General features: G+C 65.6%; 13 protein-coding genes. 6 read left to right on the forward strand and 7 right to left on the reverse strand.

Annotated features, from left to right (window positions below; translation table 11 throughout):
• Positions 1-4 precede the first annotated feature (4 nt).
• Complete coding sequence (locus tag P12x_RS04385; RefSeq protein WP_435009619.1) at positions 5-418, forward strand: secondary thiamine-phosphate synthase enzyme YjbQ; 414 nt, start codon at positions 5-7, stop codon at positions 416-418.
• A gap of 67 nt (positions 419-485) precedes the next feature.
• On the opposite strand, the gene P12x_RS04390 is transcribed toward P12x_RS04385, so the two are convergent.
• The 4 genes from P12x_RS04390 to P12x_RS04405 all read right to left on the reverse strand — a co-directional run bounded on the left by P12x_RS04390 (position 486) and on the right by P12x_RS04405 (position 4,643).
• Positions 486-998 carry a hypothetical protein gene (locus P12x_RS04390; protein WP_435009620.1) on the reverse strand — a complete coding sequence of 171 codons (513 nt, stop codon included), beginning with the start codon at positions 996-998 and terminating at the stop codon, positions 486-488.
• Between the two features lie 74 nt (positions 999-1,072).
• Positions 1,073-2,512: a sigma 54-interacting transcriptional regulator gene (locus P12x_RS04395; protein ID WP_435009621.1), complete on the reverse strand. Its 1,440-nt coding sequence runs from the start codon at positions 2,510-2,512 to the stop codon at positions 1,073-1,075.
• A 432-nt stretch (positions 2,513-2,944) separates the two neighbouring features.
• Positions 2,945-3,637: a (5-formylfuran-3-yl)methyl phosphate synthase gene (locus P12x_RS04400; RefSeq protein ID WP_435009622.1), complete on the reverse strand. Its 693-nt coding sequence runs from the start codon at positions 3,635-3,637 to the stop codon at positions 2,945-2,947.
• Positions 3,638-3,656: 19 nt separating this feature from the next.
• Positions 3,657-4,643, reverse strand: a complete 987-nt coding sequence (locus P12x_RS04405) for an exonuclease domain-containing protein (protein WP_435009624.1) — start codon at positions 4,641-4,643, stop codon at positions 3,657-3,659.
• Between P12x_RS04405 and P12x_RS04410 the strand changes: the two genes are divergently transcribed.
• Together P12x_RS04410 and P12x_RS04415 are read left to right on the forward strand one after the other, a co-directional pair.
• On the forward strand, positions 4,642-5,160 hold the full coding sequence (locus tag P12x_RS04410; RefSeq protein ID WP_435009625.1) for a CAP domain-containing protein: 519 nt from the start codon (positions 4,642-4,644) through the stop codon (positions 5,158-5,160). The genes P12x_RS04405 and P12x_RS04410 overlap by 2 nt on opposite strands.
• A 99-nt stretch (positions 5,161-5,259) precedes the next feature.
• Entirely contained in the window at positions 5,260-5,607 is a 348-nt protein-coding gene (locus tag P12x_RS04415) for a hypothetical protein (RefSeq protein WP_435009626.1), read from the forward strand.
• 850 nt (positions 5,608-6,457) lie between these two features.
• On the opposite strand, the gene P12x_RS04420 is transcribed toward P12x_RS04415, so the two are convergent.
• Positions 6,458-7,243, reverse strand: a complete 786-nt coding sequence (locus P12x_RS04420; RefSeq protein WP_435009627.1) for an SDR family NAD(P)-dependent oxidoreductase — start codon at positions 7,241-7,243, stop codon at positions 6,458-6,460.
• A 145-nt stretch (positions 7,244-7,388) separates the two neighbouring features.
• Between P12x_RS04420 and P12x_RS04425 the strand changes: the two genes are divergently transcribed.
• A complete protein-coding gene (locus P12x_RS04425; protein ID WP_435009628.1) occupies positions 7,389-8,270 on the forward strand; it encodes a hypothetical protein in 882 nt (293 codons plus the stop codon).
• 34 nt (positions 8,271-8,304) lie between these two features.
• Here the strand turns inward: P12x_RS04425 and P12x_RS04430 are convergent, their stop codons facing one another.
• The gene (locus P12x_RS04430) at positions 8,305-9,519 is read right to left on the reverse strand and encodes a glycosyltransferase (RefSeq protein WP_435009629.1); all 1,215 of its coding nucleotides are present in this window, start codon (positions 9,517-9,519) and stop codon (positions 8,305-8,307) included.
• Positions 9,520-9,813: 294 nt separating this feature from the next.
• On the opposite strand from P12x_RS04430, the gene P12x_RS04435 reads away from it, so the two are divergent.
• Positions 9,814-11,724, forward strand: coding sequence for a M20/M25/M40 family metallo-hydrolase (locus P12x_RS04435; protein WP_435009630.1), 1,911 nt, complete (start codon positions 9,814-9,816; stop codon positions 11,722-11,724).
• Positions 11,725-11,896: 172 nt separating this feature from the next.
• Here the strand turns inward: P12x_RS04435 and amaB are convergent, their stop codons facing one another.
• Entirely contained in the window at positions 11,897-13,438 is a 1,542-nt protein-coding gene (gene amaB / locus P12x_RS04440) for an L-piperidine-6-carboxylate dehydrogenase (protein WP_435009631.1), read from the reverse strand.
• Between the two features lie 878 nt (positions 13,439-14,316).
• Between amaB and P12x_RS04445 the strand changes: the two genes are divergently transcribed.
• Complete coding sequence (locus P12x_RS04445) at positions 14,317-16,962, forward strand: protein kinase domain-containing protein (protein WP_435009632.1); 2,646 nt, start codon at positions 14,317-14,319, stop codon at positions 16,960-16,962.
• Positions 16,963-17,022: the final 60 nt, after the last annotated feature.

Here is a 17,022-nt window from a genome sequence, read left to right on the forward strand (position 1 = left end):
CGGGATGTTTCATGCGGACAGCTTCGCGATCAGCACGAGAGGTCGGGGAACTTACGAGATCACCGACGAAGTTGCGCGGATCGTGCGCGGGTCCGGGATCGATCGGGGCCTCTGCTCGGTCTTCGTCCATCACACCAGCGCTTCGCTAATCATCTGCGAGAACGCCGACTCCAGCGTCCGTTCCGACCTGGAACGATATTTTATCCGCCTGGTTCCCGACGGCGACCCGGTCTTTCGCCATACAGCCGAGGGGCCGGATGACATGCCCGCTCACGTCCGATCCATCCTGACCTCGGCCTCGCTGACGATCCCGGTCATCAAGTCCAATCCCGATCTGGGGACCTGGCAGGGCGTCTTCCTCTGGGAACATCGAACCGATCCGCACCGGCGGAGGATCACCGTCTCGGTGGTGGGCTAGGGCCATCCATCCGAATCCGAGGGGCCGGGTGAGGGGACTCACCCGGCCTCGCTCCGAGGCCTCTCCGTCAGACATCGTTGCTGATCGAGTCGTTCCGGGGCGTGTTGATCCGGTCCCAGGCGTCTCGGGTGGCGTGCTTGGCCTTCTCCCATTCGAGGCGGGATTTGCCTTTCGCCTTGTTCCAGCCGGTCTCGAGTTCGGACTCGACCTGGTCCCAGGACTTCTCGGAATGCAGTGATCGGGATTCCCAGCCGTAACGGTAGGCGGGCTGGTAAGTCTCGTAGTCGTGCGACTTATCGGCGTAGGGGCGCGACTGGTAATTCTCTCGCCAATAGGCATCTTCGGCGGTGGGGTCGATCGATTCGGCGATTCCCTTGCCGGCGAGGCCGCCGGCAACAGCCCCGACGACCGCCCCGACCGCGGCCCCGATCGGTCCGCCCACGGCCCCGCCCACGGCGCCCGCCGCCGCTCCGGCCCCCGCGGCTCCGAGTCCGGTGCCAACCGGGTGGGCCCCGGGCTCGCCGCTGATCGGATCCAGATTCTCGTCCTTATCGTGGATGTTCTTCTTCGCGCTGGGCATCGAAGTTCCTCGCTCATTTGGGGTGGTGGCAAACGTTTGAGACCTGTTCCCTCACCCAGCAAAGCCGATGCCGATCAGGCGACTCCCCCCCGACGGACGATCTGATTCATCAGACCATACTTGTAGAGCTTCTTGTAAAGCGTCATCCGGCTGATCCCCAACTCGCTGGCGGTCCGGAGCCGGTTGTTGCCGTGCTTGTGGAGTGCTTCGGCGATCCTGGCCCGCTCGGCTTCCCGCTTGGTCTGATCGAGGGTCGCCTGATCCAGCAGGATCGAGACGTCGGAAGCCCTCGGTGCGATGGCCGGGCCGGACGTCCACCAGCTTCCCGGCCGGAGTGACTCGGGCAAGTCGCGTGGCTGGATCTGGTGGCCGGGGCAGATCTGCATGGCCTGTTCGATCACGTCGCGGAGTTCGCGGATATTCCCCGGCCAAGCGTGAGCCCCCAGGACTCGGAGAGCGTCCTCGGAGATCGAGTCGACGGCCGGATCCTCGTGGCTGGAAAATTCGGAGATGAACTGTTCCACCAGGACCGGAATCGACTCGCAACGGTCTCGGAGCGGCGGGAGCCGAAATCCGACCACATTGAGCCGAAAATACAGGTCGGCCCGGAATCGCCCGGCCGCGACCTCGCCATCGATGGGCCGATTGCTCACGGCGATCAACCGGGCGCGGATCGGAGGCGACCCGGTCCGGCCGATCCCGCACGATGACTGAGCCTCGATCGCCCGGAGGAGTCGCAACTGGGCCTTCGTTGGCAAGTTCTCGATCTCATCGAGCAGTAGCGTACCCCATCCCGCCTCGGCGATCTTGCCCGATACATCTCCGCCGATCCCTCCTCGTTCGGTTCGATCCTGGCCGAATAACTCTTCCTCGATCCGATCGGCCGAGTACGCCCCGCAATTGAGTACGACGAAGGGGTCTTTGCGGCGGTCCGAGAGTTCGTGGATCAGGCGGGCCAGTCGGCTCTTGCCCGTGCCGACCTCCCCATCAAGGAGGATCGGCGCATCGAGCGGGGCCACTCGCCGGACCTGGCTCATCAATCGGGCCATCTCCGGGCAATCATCATCGAAGTCGGATGGGAAAAGATCGAAGGCTTGTCCTGTCGACTCTCGCCTCGACTCGATCCGCCGGGACCGGCGAGTCCGGGCCACGAGTTCTCGAAGCCGGGAGTTCCATTGCCCGGGGGTATCGGGCCTCTCGATGTAATCCACCGCCCCCAGTCCGGTCAGGGCACGCGACTCCTCGGCATCGGGCTTCTCGGCGACGATCATGGCCGCGATCGGATGCCGCGCCGCCGCGATCATTCGGAGTAATCGGTGGACGTCCGGTGATGGGCCGTTCCGACGTCGATGAATGATGACCGATCCGACCCGATCCCAGCCACGATACGAATACGCCCGGTCGATATTCGGGAGGACGGCGATTTCAACTTGCTCGATCGACCGGCCGGCGGTCCTGGCCGCCTCCAGGAAGATCGCGTCGTCGCTGATCAACATCATCGTTGATTCGAACATCGATCAGGTTTCTCCCCTGTTTGTGGGACAAGGCGCCGTCCCAATTCCCAATAGCCCCAACCGCCGGATCAACCGCATCTCGCCCTGGGACTACCCCCGCATTCAAGAAATTGAAGCCAAGGCTCGACGAGCCGGCCACATAAAGACAGGAGAAATCGTAGAAGTATGGCGAATCTAGCCTAACTCTGTTTTAAAATAAACAGCATTCGTGACAAATGGCAACAATAAAATTCTCGAATGGAAAAGGCGATCAAATGTGCCGATTTTGGATGGGCCAAGCCTTGCTCAATCTGGCGGCTTGGGTCGGAGGTCGATGTCTCGCTTCGGCGAGTGTCGGGTTGCGAAGGAGCTGTGAGCATTGTCGGAGGATCACCAGGATCGAGGGGTTGACCCGGTCGAGTCGGTGGGGGTGTTCCTGCGGGTGAGGGACGATCATTCGTCCGGATGAGTCGCTCGAACGAGCCGAGCCACGCGACCCGCTTCGATCTTGCCGAGTCGGTTGCCCCCGACGCATGCCGAACCTCGGACGGCGAAGAGATCGGGACGGAGCGGGGCCAGCCGGAGGATTGCCTCGCGATCGAGCCCGCCGGCCAGCGCCACGAACTTCCTCGCCTGATGGGCACGGTCGATCCAGCCCGACCAGAAGGGGGATCCGTCGAGCGGGCTGACCCCTTGTTTCTCCCAGGTGTCGACGAGGACCCCGGCGCAATCGGGGGCCTCGATTGCGGCGGAGAGGACCTCGGTGGGCTCGGGGGCCTCGGCGGCTTGCCAGTCGGCGTAGGCCACGGCAACCCACGGGGGGCCGGCCGCCCCGTCCCGGCGGATCGCCGCCCACTCCGATTTCCAGCCCCGACCCGCCCCGGCGAGCCCGAGTTTCCGGAACGCAATCCCGGCGAAGTCGTGATCCTCCGGCGAAGGACAGCTTTTCCAGTCGCGAAGCTCACCCAGCGCCACGCTCATCGCGATCGAAGGCGGGACGACGTGCCGAACCGCTCGCCAGATCGCGACGCCGGCTCGTCCAAGCGGGCCGAGATCGGGCTCCTTGACGTCGATGACCGAGGCTCCGCCTTCCAGGGCGGATCTCGCCTCCTCCACCGATCGGACACTCACCAACAAGCCCGCCATCCCGCCTCCGGTTCCATCCTTAATCTGGCCGATCGATCACTTCAAAGTTCCGGACTCGGTCCAGGCGAAATTCCTTGACCTTGGCGTCCAGGTGGCAGAGTGCGACCAGGTAAGCCACTCCGCCCCGGTTGGAGAATCTCCGAGGGGTGATCTCGCGAGGCGTCAATCCTCGGGTTCCTCCCGCGTATTCGATCCGGACGACCTGATCGAGCCCGATGGCACGCTCGATCCGGTCCCATCCTCGAGGGGCAGGCAGGGGGGATCGGGCGTCGAAGATCGGGTAGGCCAACGGGGCCTCGTCGCAATCCTCGCCGGAGGGTCCGACGATCGCGAGCCAGAGGCCCCGGACTCGCCGACTGTCGGCCAGGGCCCGGTGCGGGCCGTGGGGGTCGAGGCCCAGTCGTCTAGCCAGGAAGTCGAGCTTGTGGGTCCGCAACTCCGGCCAACGCTTCCGGGACATCGCCAGGGTGTCGATCACGGCATGCCCGGGCATGGGCCGCCCGAGCCGGGCCAGCTCGCGCCCGAGGAACCCCGCATCGAATGAGGCGTTGTGGGCCATCAGGGTCGTCCCCGAGGGGTCGCCCAGGAACCGGACGAAGTCGGCCAGGACGGTCTCGGCGGTCTCGGCGGCGGCCAGCTCGACGTCGGAGATCCCGTGGATGGCGCGGGCTGTCGGGCTGGAAGGGCGGAGCGGATTGACCAGGCTCTCGAAGACGTCCAGTTCCCGGCCCGATTCGTCGAATTTCACCGCGCCGACCTCGACGATTCGATCCGACTCGGCGGAGAGTCCGGTCGTCTCCAGGTCGAAAGCCACGAACTCGCGGGGCGGGCCAACTTCCATCGCTCGACGAACGCTCTCGGGGCCAAGGGTCGGGGATCGGTCCGGAAATCCGAACTGATTATGGGGCAGGGGGGCGTCCGGTGGTAGGCCAGCCGGGCTGGCCGACCTTTTGAAGCCCGGAATCGCTCGCGAGCCGACGGCCGGATGGCCGAAGATCCCGAACATGAACCGATTGCTCCTTCGTCGGCTCTCGATGGGCGTCCTGATCACCGCCGGGGTGGGGCCACTCTCGTGCGCCGAGCCTCGGTCGAGGCCCGTTCCTCAGCCTGACGTTCCCATCGTCGGGCAATCGCAAGATGTGGTCGAGCGGGTCATCCAGGCCCACAACGAGGAGCGGGGACGCCGGGGCCTCGGGCCCTTGAGCCGGGACGACGACCTGGAGGCCGCCGCGATGGTCCACGCTCGGGACATGGCCTCTCGTCGAAAGATGGCCCACAAGGGCAGCGACGGGTCGTCCCCGTTCGATCGGATGAAGCGGCAGGGATATGATTTCGGCGCGGCGGCGGAGAATGTCGCGTACGGGTTCGACGATGTGGAATCGGTGATGGCCGGCTGGATGCGCAGCCCCGGCCACAAGAGAAACATCCTCGGGAAGTTTTCCGAGATCGGCGTCGGCCGCGCAATCGCCACCGACGGCGCTTCCTGCTGGTGCATCACATTTGGAACGCCCGCGACGCGGTGAATTTCGCCGGTCGGCCTGGGAGTGGGTTATCTTTTCGAGAGGGCTCGACGGCTCTCACCCGATTGGGGTCGCGTCGAGCCGGAAAGGATTGCCAGATCCATGCGTGGACTCCAATGGAAGGTCGCCCCCCTGCTGGTGGCCCTGGTGGCCTCGGGATGCGGCGGGCCTGCGAAACGAAGCCTGACGTCGAACGAGCCTGCCCTGTCGGCCATCCCGGGTGATTCGGGCGTCGCGATCGTCGATCGCGCCAAGCCCGTGCTCGCCCCGGAGACGTTTGTCGACCGTCATCCGCTGTTCTCGAAGCCTCGTCAGTATTACGAGAACACCGGGACCAATAAGGTCACCAAGACCGCGGCGGCGGCCGTACTCGGGGTTCCCGCCGGGATCTATGGCGAACTCAAGCAGATCGTCGTGGGAGCCCCCCCGACGACCCCGGCTTCTTACTGAGCCTCCCGGATCGCGGTGCCCCCGGAATTCTTGGGCTCGGGCCAGAGTCAATTCCGGTGTGCCCCGTTCTCGCAAAGTGTGAGCTTGGTGTAGCCCGTTCGTTCTCTCATCCTCACGCTTCGCGAGAACAGGGGATCCGAATCCGAGATCCCAAGAGGCCGAAGGGACACCTCGGGACCGGAGGCTCTCCGCAGATTCGGGTTGGAGAGCGTCCGCAGCCGAGAACGGACCGATCGTCATTCCGCAATCTGTGGTCTCCAGGTCACCCAATCGTTGGCTTGGGGTGCCGATTGGTCGTCGCTTGATGATTCATCGAGGATCGCCGGCTGGAGCATGAACGATGGGCAGGGGCTCTGGAATCGGAGCCGGACCCGGAATCGCCTGGGCCTTTCCTGATCGGTGCCGAGGATCTCGGCCTCGATCCAGGGAGTCATATCTCCTTCCAGAAGGCGCAGTCTCGCTTTTTTGGTCGAGGGGGGCATGGACGCGGTGAAAAGGCCGGCTCCAGCTCGACTTATATCGCGAAGCCGTCCCCGGATTGATTGCCATTCGCCTTTCTCGAACCACGAAAGCAAGATCCTCGCGGACGCCCGACGTCGACGATTACTCCGGCAGGCGTCACCCTCCGGCTTGACCGGGGCGGTGAGAAATTCCAGGAGTCGATTCGGATGCTCGCTCATGACGGCACATGTCTCCTCGTTTCCATCCCGGCGATCCCGGACACGAGGGCGTCCCAAACTTTCCCCCGGTAAAGCATGACCCGCGATCGCTTCATCGGAAGTGTATGCCCGATTTTCGAGATCGGCCGGCCGCGATACCGGAAGTCGACAAACCCACCTTTCCGTTGATCTTATTTCGCCTCCCTCGCGGGGGGGCCGAGCAAGATCCTCGCGGCCAGCGGGTCGTACAGGGGATCGGGCAGGAGCCGGACCAGGCTCAAGAAACCGGAGACCGCCCTCGGGAAATCGACCCGAGATCGACGGGCCGCGACCCCTCGGAGGATGATCCGGACGGCTCGATCGGCATCCATCAGGAACGGCATGGGGCCGGATTGCCCTGCGGTCATCTCGGTCCGGACGTAGCCCGGATGGACGGTGGTGACGGCGATCCCCAGCCGCTTCAATTCGGGGCGGAGCCCTTCCAGGAGTGCCGAGAGCCCCGCCTTGGTGGCCGAGTAGCCGGCCGTCCCCGGGAGTCCTCGATACCCGGCCAGGCTGCTGACCCCGACGATCTGCCCGCGACCCCGCTCGATCATCGAGGGCAGGACCGCGTCGATCGCATACGCGGCTCCCGTGAGATTGACCCGGACCATTCGTTCGAACGCCTCGGCGGAGAACGATCGGGCCGGGGTCGGTTCGCCCACGCCCGCGTTGGCGATCAGGAGGTCGACCGGCCCGAGCTGTCGGGCGATCTCCGAGAGTGCGGACCGGGTGCTGGCGGGATCGCTCGCGTCGGCCAACGCGACGATGGCGGTCCCCCCCTCGGCTCTGATCTGCCGGGCGACTTCTTCCAGCCTATCGGCACGTCGCGCGGTCAGGCCGATTGTCAGGCCCATCCTGGCTAGTTGTCGGGCCATCTCCGCCCCGAGCCCGCTGGATGCCCCGGTGATTGCCGCGACTTTTGCCTCGAACGTCATCTTCGATCGCCCCGATGATCGATGGACCTCGGACCCATCGGCCCGAAGGAAGGAGTGAATTCATGGCCGGAATCCGGCCGATAGCCTTGATAGCGACTTTAACGTGCGAACATCGTGACGGCGCTGCCTTGTCGAGGACACCCCCATGCGACGGACGGTCGAGAAATCGCGGTCGAATCGAGGTCGGGGCGGGCTCGCCTTCCGGACTTCGGCGATCGGCATCGCGCTCGCGTCCTCGAATTGGGCCGTCACCGCCGACGAAGGCCCCGCACTCACGCCACCGGTCGAGATGCCCAGGACGGCGAAGCCGGCGACCCCGCCGTCGTCCTCGACCCGATCGAAGCCGGCCACTCCGCCCGCCGGCAGGAGCCGGGCTGTCCTGGCCCTGCCCGGGATCACCACACCTTCGGCCCGGCCCCCTTCGGTCATCACCTCGACCCCTTCTCGATCGGCCTCGGTCCCGGTCGAGCGTCCGGCGACGCCCGGCGAACTGAATCTTGATGCTCCGCTTGAGATGCCCCTGAGTGGCCCGGGGCCTCGGTCCGGGGTCGCTCCCTCGACCGATCGGCCCAGCAATCTCGCGCCGCTCGATCTCCTCCCGATGGAAGAATCGACGAAACCCTACGAACCGGAGCCTCCGAAGACTTCGTCCTCCCGGGGTCCAGCGACCTCATCTCGAACGACCAGACCAACCCCTCCGACGGTCCGTCGGGGCCGATTCTTCGGCTTGATCCCCGGCCCGGTGGCCGCTCCTCCCGGGAATGGAGAGGCTTCGCCCGGTCGAGCGGTCGCCGAGCGATCGAGCGAGGACCCCGCCATCGACTCCGCCCTCAAGCGGAGGGTCGAGAAACAGGCGAGGGAAGCCGTGGGCGATCGGGCCCGCCAGCTCGATGTCCGGGTCGTCGGCAAGGATGTCGCCATCCGGGCCAGGGGCGTCCGATTCCTCCAGAAGCGGGCCGTCCGCAAGTCCCTCGAATCGCTTCCGGTACTTTCTGGAGTGAGGTCGACCATCCAGGTCGATGATTGAGAGAGAATTACAAGGCTATTTCCTCACGTGCTCGTCAACGGGTCGAAAGCCAGACCTCTCGGAGCCAGGCATCCCGCGCCCGGATGTGGGCCTTCAATTCCCGGATCGGGTAAAGATGTCCCCTCCACCGGACGCCGCCCTGTCGCAAGGTGACGACGACGGATCGAATCAGCGCCAGCATCACGAATAGGGTGGCCACGGGGACCAGCGTGGCATAGACCCAGCTAATCCGGCTATGGCGGGTGGCCGCCCCGAGTGTCGCGGCGATCGACGCCACGCCGAGTCCGCAAGCGACCCGAGCCCAGATCGGCCCGACGAGGACGCCGAGGTAGGGCATCACCCCGATCACCACGAGCCCGACCGCCACCACCAGGGCCTTGTCCAGCCGGAAGCCCAGGGCCGCGAAGAAATTCTTCTCCAGGCCGCGGACCATCCCGCCCAGCTTCACCTGCCATCGAACCGCGACGGAATCGCGCCCGAACACGAGCCGGGTCCGGTATCCGGCGAACTTCAGGGCCTGGGCCAACCTCATGTCATCGTCGACCGAGAGGGCAAGGTGCCGGAATCCTCCGATGGCCCGGAAGCTCTCGGCCCTCACCAGATTGAAGGCCCCGACCCCGGCGTGGGCCCGGCTCCCGACATCGGCCACCCGTCCGATCGGGGCGTTCAGCGCGAAGAGTAAGCCGAAGAGTCCCAGAAAGAGACGTTCCCCGACCGAGTCGCCCAGGACCTCGGGATAGGCCGTGAGATGATCGAGACGTCGCGCTTCCGCGAAGGCCACCGCTCGACGGAGGGTGGAGGGTTCGTAGATGACGTCGGCGTCGGTGAAGAGGATCCATCGGGATTCCGTCGACTCCGAGGCCGCCTGGAGCGCGTGGGTCTTGCCCAGCCAGCCCGAGGGAAGATCCTCCACGTGGACCACCCGGAGGCGAACATCTTCCCGGGCCAGGTCGTCGAGGATCGTGCCCGTGGCGTCCGCCGATCGATCGTCCACGGCGATGACTCCCAGCCCGGGATAATCCAGGGCCAGCATCGACCGGGTGGCCTGCTCGACGGCGGTTGCCTCGTCGCGAGCCGCGAAGACGACGGCCAGAGTCGGCCATCCACCTTCGGGGCACTCGTCGGAACACTCGGCGAGGAAGACCACCTGGTCTCGATTCCTGACGAGGTGCAACAGGTGCCAGGCCCACGGGAGCGAACCCAAGACGCCGGAGAGCGAGGCAACCCAGGAGATCGTCGAGATTGGCATGAGACGCGGTCGATCGGACTTGGGATCTGAGACGGGCCACCCGAGGGCGACCGACGACCCTTATCCTATCCGGCCTGGCGGAAATCGTCATCTACCCTGGGATCCATCGGGGCCGATGTCTGGCCTAATTGCCACCGAATCGAAAAAACGTTCGCAGGCGGGCTGGGAAGGTGCCAGTGGCGTTTGGTCCGGCTACAATCGTTCGATCCGGCCTCCCCTCTCGGCCGGCGGACCTCTCCCGTCCAACCTTCTCGACCGCCCTCATGTCGCGTTTTCTCGCGGAGAGTTTTGCCCATGCCGAGTCGCATTCGGATCGCCTTGTGTCTAGCACTCGGGCTGACATGCTCGGGCCTCGTCGCCCGGGCCCAGGATCCCGCCCCACCCGGCAAGGTCCCCGCCCAGCCCCCCGCCACGGAGCCCTCGGCCACGAAGGCCGCCGAGGAGGCCGCCAAGCCGGAACCCCCCAAGCCCCCCGCCGACCCGGTCGAGCGGATCAAGGACGAAGCCCAGAACCATTCCGAAGTGATGGCGACCCTGAGCTATCTGACCGACGTGATCGGCCCTCGCCTGACCGCCTCGCCGGCCATGAAGCGGGCCAATGACTGGACCCGCGAGAAGCTCCTGAGCTGGGGACTGGAGAACGCCGAGCTGGAGAAGTGGGGCCCGTTCGGTCGGGGATGGACGCTCCAGAAATTCTCGATGCAGGTGGTCGAGCCCCAGTGCATCCCTCTGATCGCCTTCCCCAAGGCCTGGTCCCCCGGGACCGGAGGGACCGTGGTCGGCGAGGTGGTCGACCTCGACGCCATCAAGACGGATGAGGAGTTGGAGAAGCTGAAAGGCAAGCTCAAGAACGCCTTCGTCCTGATGAGCCCCCCTCGTGATGTGAAGGCCCACTTCGAGCCGCAAGGGAGCCGCCTGACCGATAAGGAACTACTGGAACTGGCCAACGCCTCCGAGCCCAGCGCCCGCCGCGCTCGCCCTCGTCCCGCGACGCCGGCCCCGGCCCCGGTCGCGAATGGCGAGCCCGCTCCCAAGGCCGAGCCCGCCCCCAAGGCCGAGCCCGCCCCTCCCCCGTCGGGACCCCGGGGCCGTGGGGCCATGTCCGCCGAGCAGCGGGCCCAGATGGAACTCCAGCGCAAGAAGTTCGTCTTCGCGGCCGAGGAAGGCGCGGCGGCGATCCTGGACGCCAGCAACTCGGGCGACGGCGGTACCCTTTTCGTGGCCCAGGCCAGCGTCCCGACCGGCCCTCCCCCGGGCGGCACCTTCGACCCTGCCGCCCGCCGCGTCTCGGCGTGGGACAAGGACGCCCCGAAGATCCTCCCGCAGGTGACCGTCGCCAAGGAGCATTACAACCGGATCGTCCGGATGATCCGCCAGGGGGAGACGATCAAGATCGAGATGGACCTGGGGGTCCAGTTCCACGACGATGCCGAGACCTTCAACACCGTGGCCGAGATCCCCGGGACCGACCTGAAGGATGAGGTCGTGATGCTGGGGGGCCACATGGACTCCTGGCACAGCGGGACCGGGGCCACCGACAACGCGGCCGGAGTCTCGGTCGCGATGGAAGCGGTCCGGATCCTCAAGAAGCTCGACCTCAAGCCCCGACGGACCATCCGGATCGCCCTCTGGAGCGGCGAGGAGCAGGGCCTCTTCGGCTCGGCCGCCTACGTCAAGGAGCACTTCGGCCAGCTGGGAGACGGCTCCCGAGGCGCGATGATGGCCGCCATGATGGGCGGGGGCTCGCGAGGTAAGGTCAGGCCGAAGCCGGATTATGAGAAGTTCTCGGGCTACTTCAACCTCGACAACGGGACCGGCAAGATCCGGGGGATCTACCTCCAGGGCAACGAGGAAGTCCGGAACGTCTTCCGTCCCTGGCTGGCCCCCTTCAAGGACATGGACGCCTCGACGATCACCATCGCCAACACCGGCGGGACCGATCACCAGTCGTTCGACGCCATCGGCCTGCCCGGCTTCCAGTTCATCCAGGACGTGATCGAGTACGACTCCCGGACTCACCACTCCAACCAGGATGTCTACGACCGGATCCAGGCCGACGACATGAAGCAGGCCGCCGCCATCATGGCCGCCTTCGTCTACAACACGGCCATGCGTGACGAGAAGCTGCCGCGAAAGCCGACCGAGATCGAGACCTCGCCGACGCCCACCCCGGCGCCGGAAGCGACCTCGGCCGGCGGGAATTGATCGCAAGCTTCAAAAGCTCAAGCCGCCGGGTAACATCGGCGCAGGTTGGCCGGGGTTTACGGTACTCCGTAACCCCGGCTCAGCTTCGACATCTAGGTTCGAAGACCGGGGTTACGGAGTACCGTAGACCCTGCCACACTCGTGGTCACCTTGCCGAGCATGAACCGGGAGGTTATTGAATCGGTGGTGCTTGGTTGTCACTCACGTCGAACTTCACCCCTTGCGCCAGCGGGAGGTCTCTTCCGCCGTTGATCGTGCAGGTCTGCCGGCGCATGTACGACTTCCAGGCGTCAGAGCCGGCCTCTCGACCCCCTCCGGTGGCCTTCTCGCCCCCGAAGGCCCCTCCGATCTCGGCTCCCGAGGTCCCGATGTTGACGTTGGCGATCCCGCAGTCCGACCCCTCGGGGGAGAGGAACCGCTCAGCCTCAGTCAAGCTGTCGGTGAAGATCGCCGAGGAGAGCCCTTGCTCGACCCCGTTGTGGATCGCCAGGGCCTCGTCGAGGTCGCGATAGGTCATCGCGTAGAGGATCGGCGCGAAGGTCTCTTCGGCCACGATGGGCATCGAAGGGTCGGCCCGGACGATCGTCGGCTCGACGAAGAAGCCGGGGCGGTCGAGCCTCCGACCCCCTTGCAGGATCGATCCGCCCTGGGCCTTCGCCGTCTCGAGCGCCACGAGCATCGCCTCGACGGCCTTCTCGTGGATCAGCGGACCCATCAAGACGTCGTCCTCCCAGGGGTCGCCAATCTTGATGCTCCGGTAGGCTCGCGACAGGCGTTCGAGGAACGAATCGGCGATTGACTCGTGGAGGATCAGCCGCCGGAGGGTCGTGCAGCGCTGGCCGGCGGTCCCGACTGCGGAGAAGGCCACGGCTCGAAGGGCCAGGTCGAAGTTTGCTTGGGGGGTCACGATCACGGCGTTGTTGCCGCCCAGTTCCAGGAGCGACCTCCCGAGTCGAGCCGCCACCAGAGGCCCGACCGCCCGGCCCATCCGGGTGCTTCCGGTGGCCGAGATCAGGGGGAACCGAGGGTCCTCGGCCATGGCGCGGCCGATCTCGGCCTCGCCCACGCAAAGCCCGAAGATCCCGGGGAAGCCGCTGGACCGCGCGACTTCGTCGGCGATCTTCTGCACGGCGATGGCCGTCAGGGGGGTCTCGGGCGAGGGCTTCCAGACCATCGAGTCGCCGCAGACCGCCGCCAGCGCCGCGTTCCAGGCCCAGACCGCAACCGGAAAGTTGAACGCGGTGATGATCCCGACCGGCCCGAGCGGGTGCCACTGTTCGAACATCCGGTGGCCCGGGCGTTCGCTCGGGATCGTCAGTCCGTGGAGCTGCCTCGACAGGCCGACCGCGAAGTCGCACATGTCGATCATTTCCTGGACCTCGCCCTCCCCCTCGGAGCGGATTTTCCCCGCCTCCAGGGTGACAAGGAGGCCCAGCTCGCGTTTATGTTTCCGGAGGGATTGCCCGAGGAGCCGGATGACCTCGCCCCTTCGGGGAGCGGGTACTCTCCGCCATTCCTCGAAAGTTGCCCGCGATTCCTCGGCGACCCACTCGTAATCCGCGATCGACCCCATCCGGACCCGAGCGATCGGGTCTCCGGTGGATGGGTTGATTGAAACCACTTCAGGTCCGGTTGAGTCCTCTCGGAGATTCCGTCCCCAGACTCCGCCGTTCAAGCTGGTCAGTTCGAGCGAGCGCAAGAGTGATTCGAGCATGAGACTTCCCCCTCGACGAGCCCGATGGGCGGCCCGATCAAGGGTCAGGCCACATCCGGGTTTATCCTCTCGACCGGGGAGGGGCCGGTCAAGTTTCCCCGAGCGGTTGGGCTCGGGGAAACTCGATCCCGCTCGATGATCGGGCCTGAGGACCCGATAGGCCGCCCGCCGATTGGCGGACGATGTAGGACGAAGCTTCCGGGCGCGGCGGGCGGAGTCCGGGGGAATGGGTCCGCCGCTTGCGGCTCCGGGGGCCGACCAGGGGTCGACTACCTCACCTTCAAAGTCCGACCTGATCGGCGAGTCGGCTGATTACGGGCGCACGCGGGGCGATCCGACTGGGTCAGAGTTATTGCCGGCACAGGAGATTTTAGTGTGCAGCACAATCAACCCACATTAGCGGAAGATTTGCGAAGGGACGACGTGTGTTTTAAATCGTTCGTCACTTCGGCTTGGTTACGCATGTATAGGCAAGAATGGTCAACCTGGAAAGAGTTCGCTCGGATCGAGATTCCCACGAGTAGAAGTCGCTCGGAACCATCGGTCCGGGGTGAACAGCCCGTACAGGTTGACTCCGCACAATCGGTCTACCGACTACCGATTAAATAACGGCAGAATTGGTTTCGATTCTCGTTCCGGGAGATCGATCTGCGAGTGTTACTCATCCATTACAGGGCGAGCGTTACTTTATTTGCCCCCCTCATAGTCCTTAATCAACAAACCTGTCCGATCCCGCCAAAGATTTTGCGAATTCCGGTCAAATCTCGATCCTGGCCGATTATTCTCTGGAACTCGGATGGTTCATTGCGGTTGATATTCGTGGAAGGGTGATCGGCGTTGGTTGGGGCCAAGCGAAGGGCTCGATGGAGAGACTCGGCATGATCTCGGGCGATCTCGGGTCGATTTGCGAGGCGGACTGGAGGCGGCTCCAGAAGTTAATCGAGGAGTTCGAGACCGCATGGACCCGGGGCGAGCACCCGAAGATCGTCGACCATCTGCCCGAGGACGAGCCTCACCGTCAGAGGCTCCTGGTCGAGCTGGTCCACGCCGATCTGGAATATCGACTCAAGGCCGGTGAGAGTGCGAGGGTCGAGGAATACCTGCGGACTTACCGGAGCCTGGCCGAGGATTCTCGGACGGTTCGCGAGCTGGTCCAGGCCGAGTGGAACTTCCGGAAGCGGAGCGAGCCGGGCCTGTCAATCGACCGATTTCGTCTCAGGTTTCCGTCATACGTCCACACGATCGAGGCGACTCTGCCGCCTCCCTCGAAGACTCGCCCCCCTGCCTGGACCGAGGCCCCGCTCCCCCGGAGGTTCGGCAAGTACGAGCTTCGCCAGCGGATCGGGGTGGGCTCGTTCGGGGTCGTCTATCGGGCCTGGGACACGGTGATGAACCGCCAGGTCGCCCTCAAGGCCCCCCGGCCCGACGTCGTCGTCGCTCCGTCGGATCTCCAGATGTTCCTCCGGGAGGCCCGGAACGCCAAGGATCTCCGACATCCCAACATCGTGGAAATCCTCGATGCCAGCCCGATCGAGGGGATTCATTGCGTGGTCCGCTCCTATGTCGAGGGCACCACGCTGGCCGAGCGGCTCAAGGAGGTTTCGATCTCCCCCGATGAGGCCGCCAGGCTGATGATCTCGGTGACCGAGGCGCTGGATTATGCCCACGCCCGAGGGATCATCCATCGCGATCTGAAGCCCGCCAATATCCTCCTGGATCGCGGCGGGAATCCGCTCCTCTCGGATTTCGGACTGGCCAAGCGAGAGTCGAGCGACACCACGCTCGCCCCCTCGGGGCAGGCCGGCACGATCATCGGCACGCCCGCGTACATGTCCCCCGAGCAATCCCGAGGCGAAGCCCATGATGTTGACGCCCGCAGCGACGTCTACAGCGCGGGCGTGATCCTGTATGAGCTCTTGACGGGATCGGTCCCATTCCGGGGGCGCGGTCGGATGCTCCGGGTTCAGATCGAGGGGACCAGGCCGGCTCCGCCACGGTCGCTCAACGAGGACATCCCGCACAACCTGGAGACGATCTGCCTGAGGTCCCTGGCCAAGGACCCCGAGGCTCGATATCAGTCGGCCCGCGCGATGGCCAACGACCTGAGGAATTTCGTCGGAGGGCTGCCGGTCGGCCCCAGGCCCGAGGAGAAGGCCAGAAAGCCCCGGCCGATGACCCTGCTGGCTGCCATCGGACTCCTGTCGATCGGCCTGGCGATCGCGGTCTCGGTCGCGATCATCACCGAAGGACATCGGCGCAATCACGTCCTCGCGTTGACCCGGGCGATCGAATCGCTGGAGAGCCTCGGGTCCCTACCTTACGCCCCAGGGCTCGATGCTCCCGAGACCCATCGGAGGTTGCTCGATGCGGTTCGCGACCAGAGGGATTCCCTCCTCCGCGAGTTCGGACCCGACTGCGATCCGCTCCTCCGAGACACGCTGGCTCGTTCCTTCCTCCGGATGGCCGATCGGGAGGGCATCCTCGGCGATGATCGCAAGGCGGAGGGCCTCTGGAGGACGGCCATCGAGCTCACTGCGGCGGTCGAGGCGGGTCGCCCCGACGATCCTTCGGCCATCGAGGACCTGGCCCGGGCTCTCGCCGGGCTCGCCGGCGTTCGGAGTCGCCTGGGGGACGGGGCCGAGGCGAGCCGACTCTTCGAAAGGGCACTCGTCCTCCGCGATCGGGTCCGGGAGATCCGGTGGCGTCGGGCCCAGGAAGCCCCGCGCGATCGCGGCCTTCTGATGGACCTGGCCTCGGCCGAGATCGAAGCCGCCAAGGTCCGATTCGTGCTGGGCCGCGAGCCCCAACTGGCCGAGGCCGAACGACTCGTGGAGCAGGTCTTCGGCTGGAAGAATATCCATGCGGACGAGCGACGAAGGTTGGCACAGCTTGAAATCGCGATGGCCCGAGAGTATCTCGATCAGGGCCAATACTTCATGGCTCGCCAGTCGGCCAGCAATGGGATGAGGCATCGAGAGGCCTCACCGTCCGAGCCCGGGGCCGGGGCCGATCTGGCAAGATTCCTGATGATCTCCGCGACGGCCACGCGAAGGATCGACCTGCCCTTGCGGCTCGCCCGATCCTACGAGGCCCTCGATGACTTCCGCCAGGCCTCCGAACGATTCGAGTCTCTGGTCCTGGAGGATCCGACGAACCTCGAACTCCGGCGCGATCTCGCGATCTCGCACCTCGAGATCGGGCGGATCCTGCTCGACCGGCCCGATCGGCTCGCCGAGGCAATCGTCGAGTTGAGACGATCCCTGGATCTCTTCATCGACCTCCGCCGGTCGCATCCCGCTAGCTCGATCGAATTGGCCAACCTCGGCAACGCACGCTCGGCGTTGGGCCTTGCCCTCGGCAGGCGCGGGAGGAGGATCGACGCGTTCAGCAACGACGTCCGGGCCATCGCCACCGACCTCGGGGCGATCGCCCTGGCTCCCGGGATCGGGGCCTATCGCCGAAACCTGGCCCAACACTCGAGGGAATTCGTCGAGCTGATTTGTCCCGCCGAAGACCAGCCTTGAGCCGACCGGCGACGGTTCCGGACGGAGGCTCGCCCTTCCCGCCCCCGACAAGGTGTCGTC

It is taken from the genome of Tundrisphaera lichenicola (assembly GCF_051175385.1).
Taxonomy (GTDB): Bacteria; Planctomycetota; Planctomycetia; order Isosphaerales; family Isosphaeraceae; genus Tundrisphaera; species Tundrisphaera lichenicola.

Coding starts and splice junctions, on each gene's coding strand:
- P12x_RS04385 (WP_435009619.1), top strand. CDS start 5: ATGTTTCATGCGGACAGCTTCGCGATCAGCACGAGAGGTCGGGGAACT.
- P12x_RS04390 (WP_435009620.1), bottom strand. CDS start 998: ATGCCCAGCGCGAAGAAGAACATCCACGATAAGGACGAGAATCTGGAT.
- P12x_RS04395 (WP_435009621.1), bottom strand. CDS start 2,512: ATGTTCGAATCAACGATGATGTTGATCAGCGACGACGCGATCTTCCTG.
- P12x_RS04400 (WP_435009622.1), bottom strand. CDS start 3,637: ATGGCGGGCTTGTTGGTGAGTGTCCGATCGGTGGAGGAGGCGAGATCC.
- P12x_RS04410 (WP_435009625.1), top strand. CDS start 4,642: ATGAACCGATTGCTCCTTCGTCGGCTCTCGATGGGCGTCCTGATCACC.
- P12x_RS04405 (WP_435009624.1), bottom strand. CDS start 4,643: ATGTTCGGGATCTTCGGCCATCCGGCCGTCGGCTCGCGAGCGATTCCG.
- P12x_RS04415 (WP_435009626.1), top strand. CDS start 5,260: ATGCGTGGACTCCAATGGAAGGTCGCCCCCCTGCTGGTGGCCCTGGTG.
- P12x_RS04420 (WP_435009627.1), bottom strand. CDS start 7,243: ATGACGTTCGAGGCAAAAGTCGCGGCAATCACCGGGGCATCCAGCGGG.
- P12x_RS04425 (WP_435009628.1), top strand. CDS start 7,389: ATGCGACGGACGGTCGAGAAATCGCGGTCGAATCGAGGTCGGGGCGGG.
- P12x_RS04430 (WP_435009629.1), bottom strand. CDS start 9,519: ATGCCAATCTCGACGATCTCCTGGGTTGCCTCGCTCTCCGGCGTCTTG.
- P12x_RS04435 (WP_435009630.1), top strand. CDS start 9,814: ATGCCGAGTCGCATTCGGATCGCCTTGTGTCTAGCACTCGGGCTGACA.
- amaB (WP_435009631.1), bottom strand. CDS start 13,438: ATGCTCGAATCACTCTTGCGCTCGCTCGAACTGACCAGCTTGAACGGC.
- P12x_RS04445 (WP_435009632.1), top strand. CDS start 14,317: ATGATCTCGGGCGATCTCGGGTCGATTTGCGAGGCGGACTGGAGGCGG.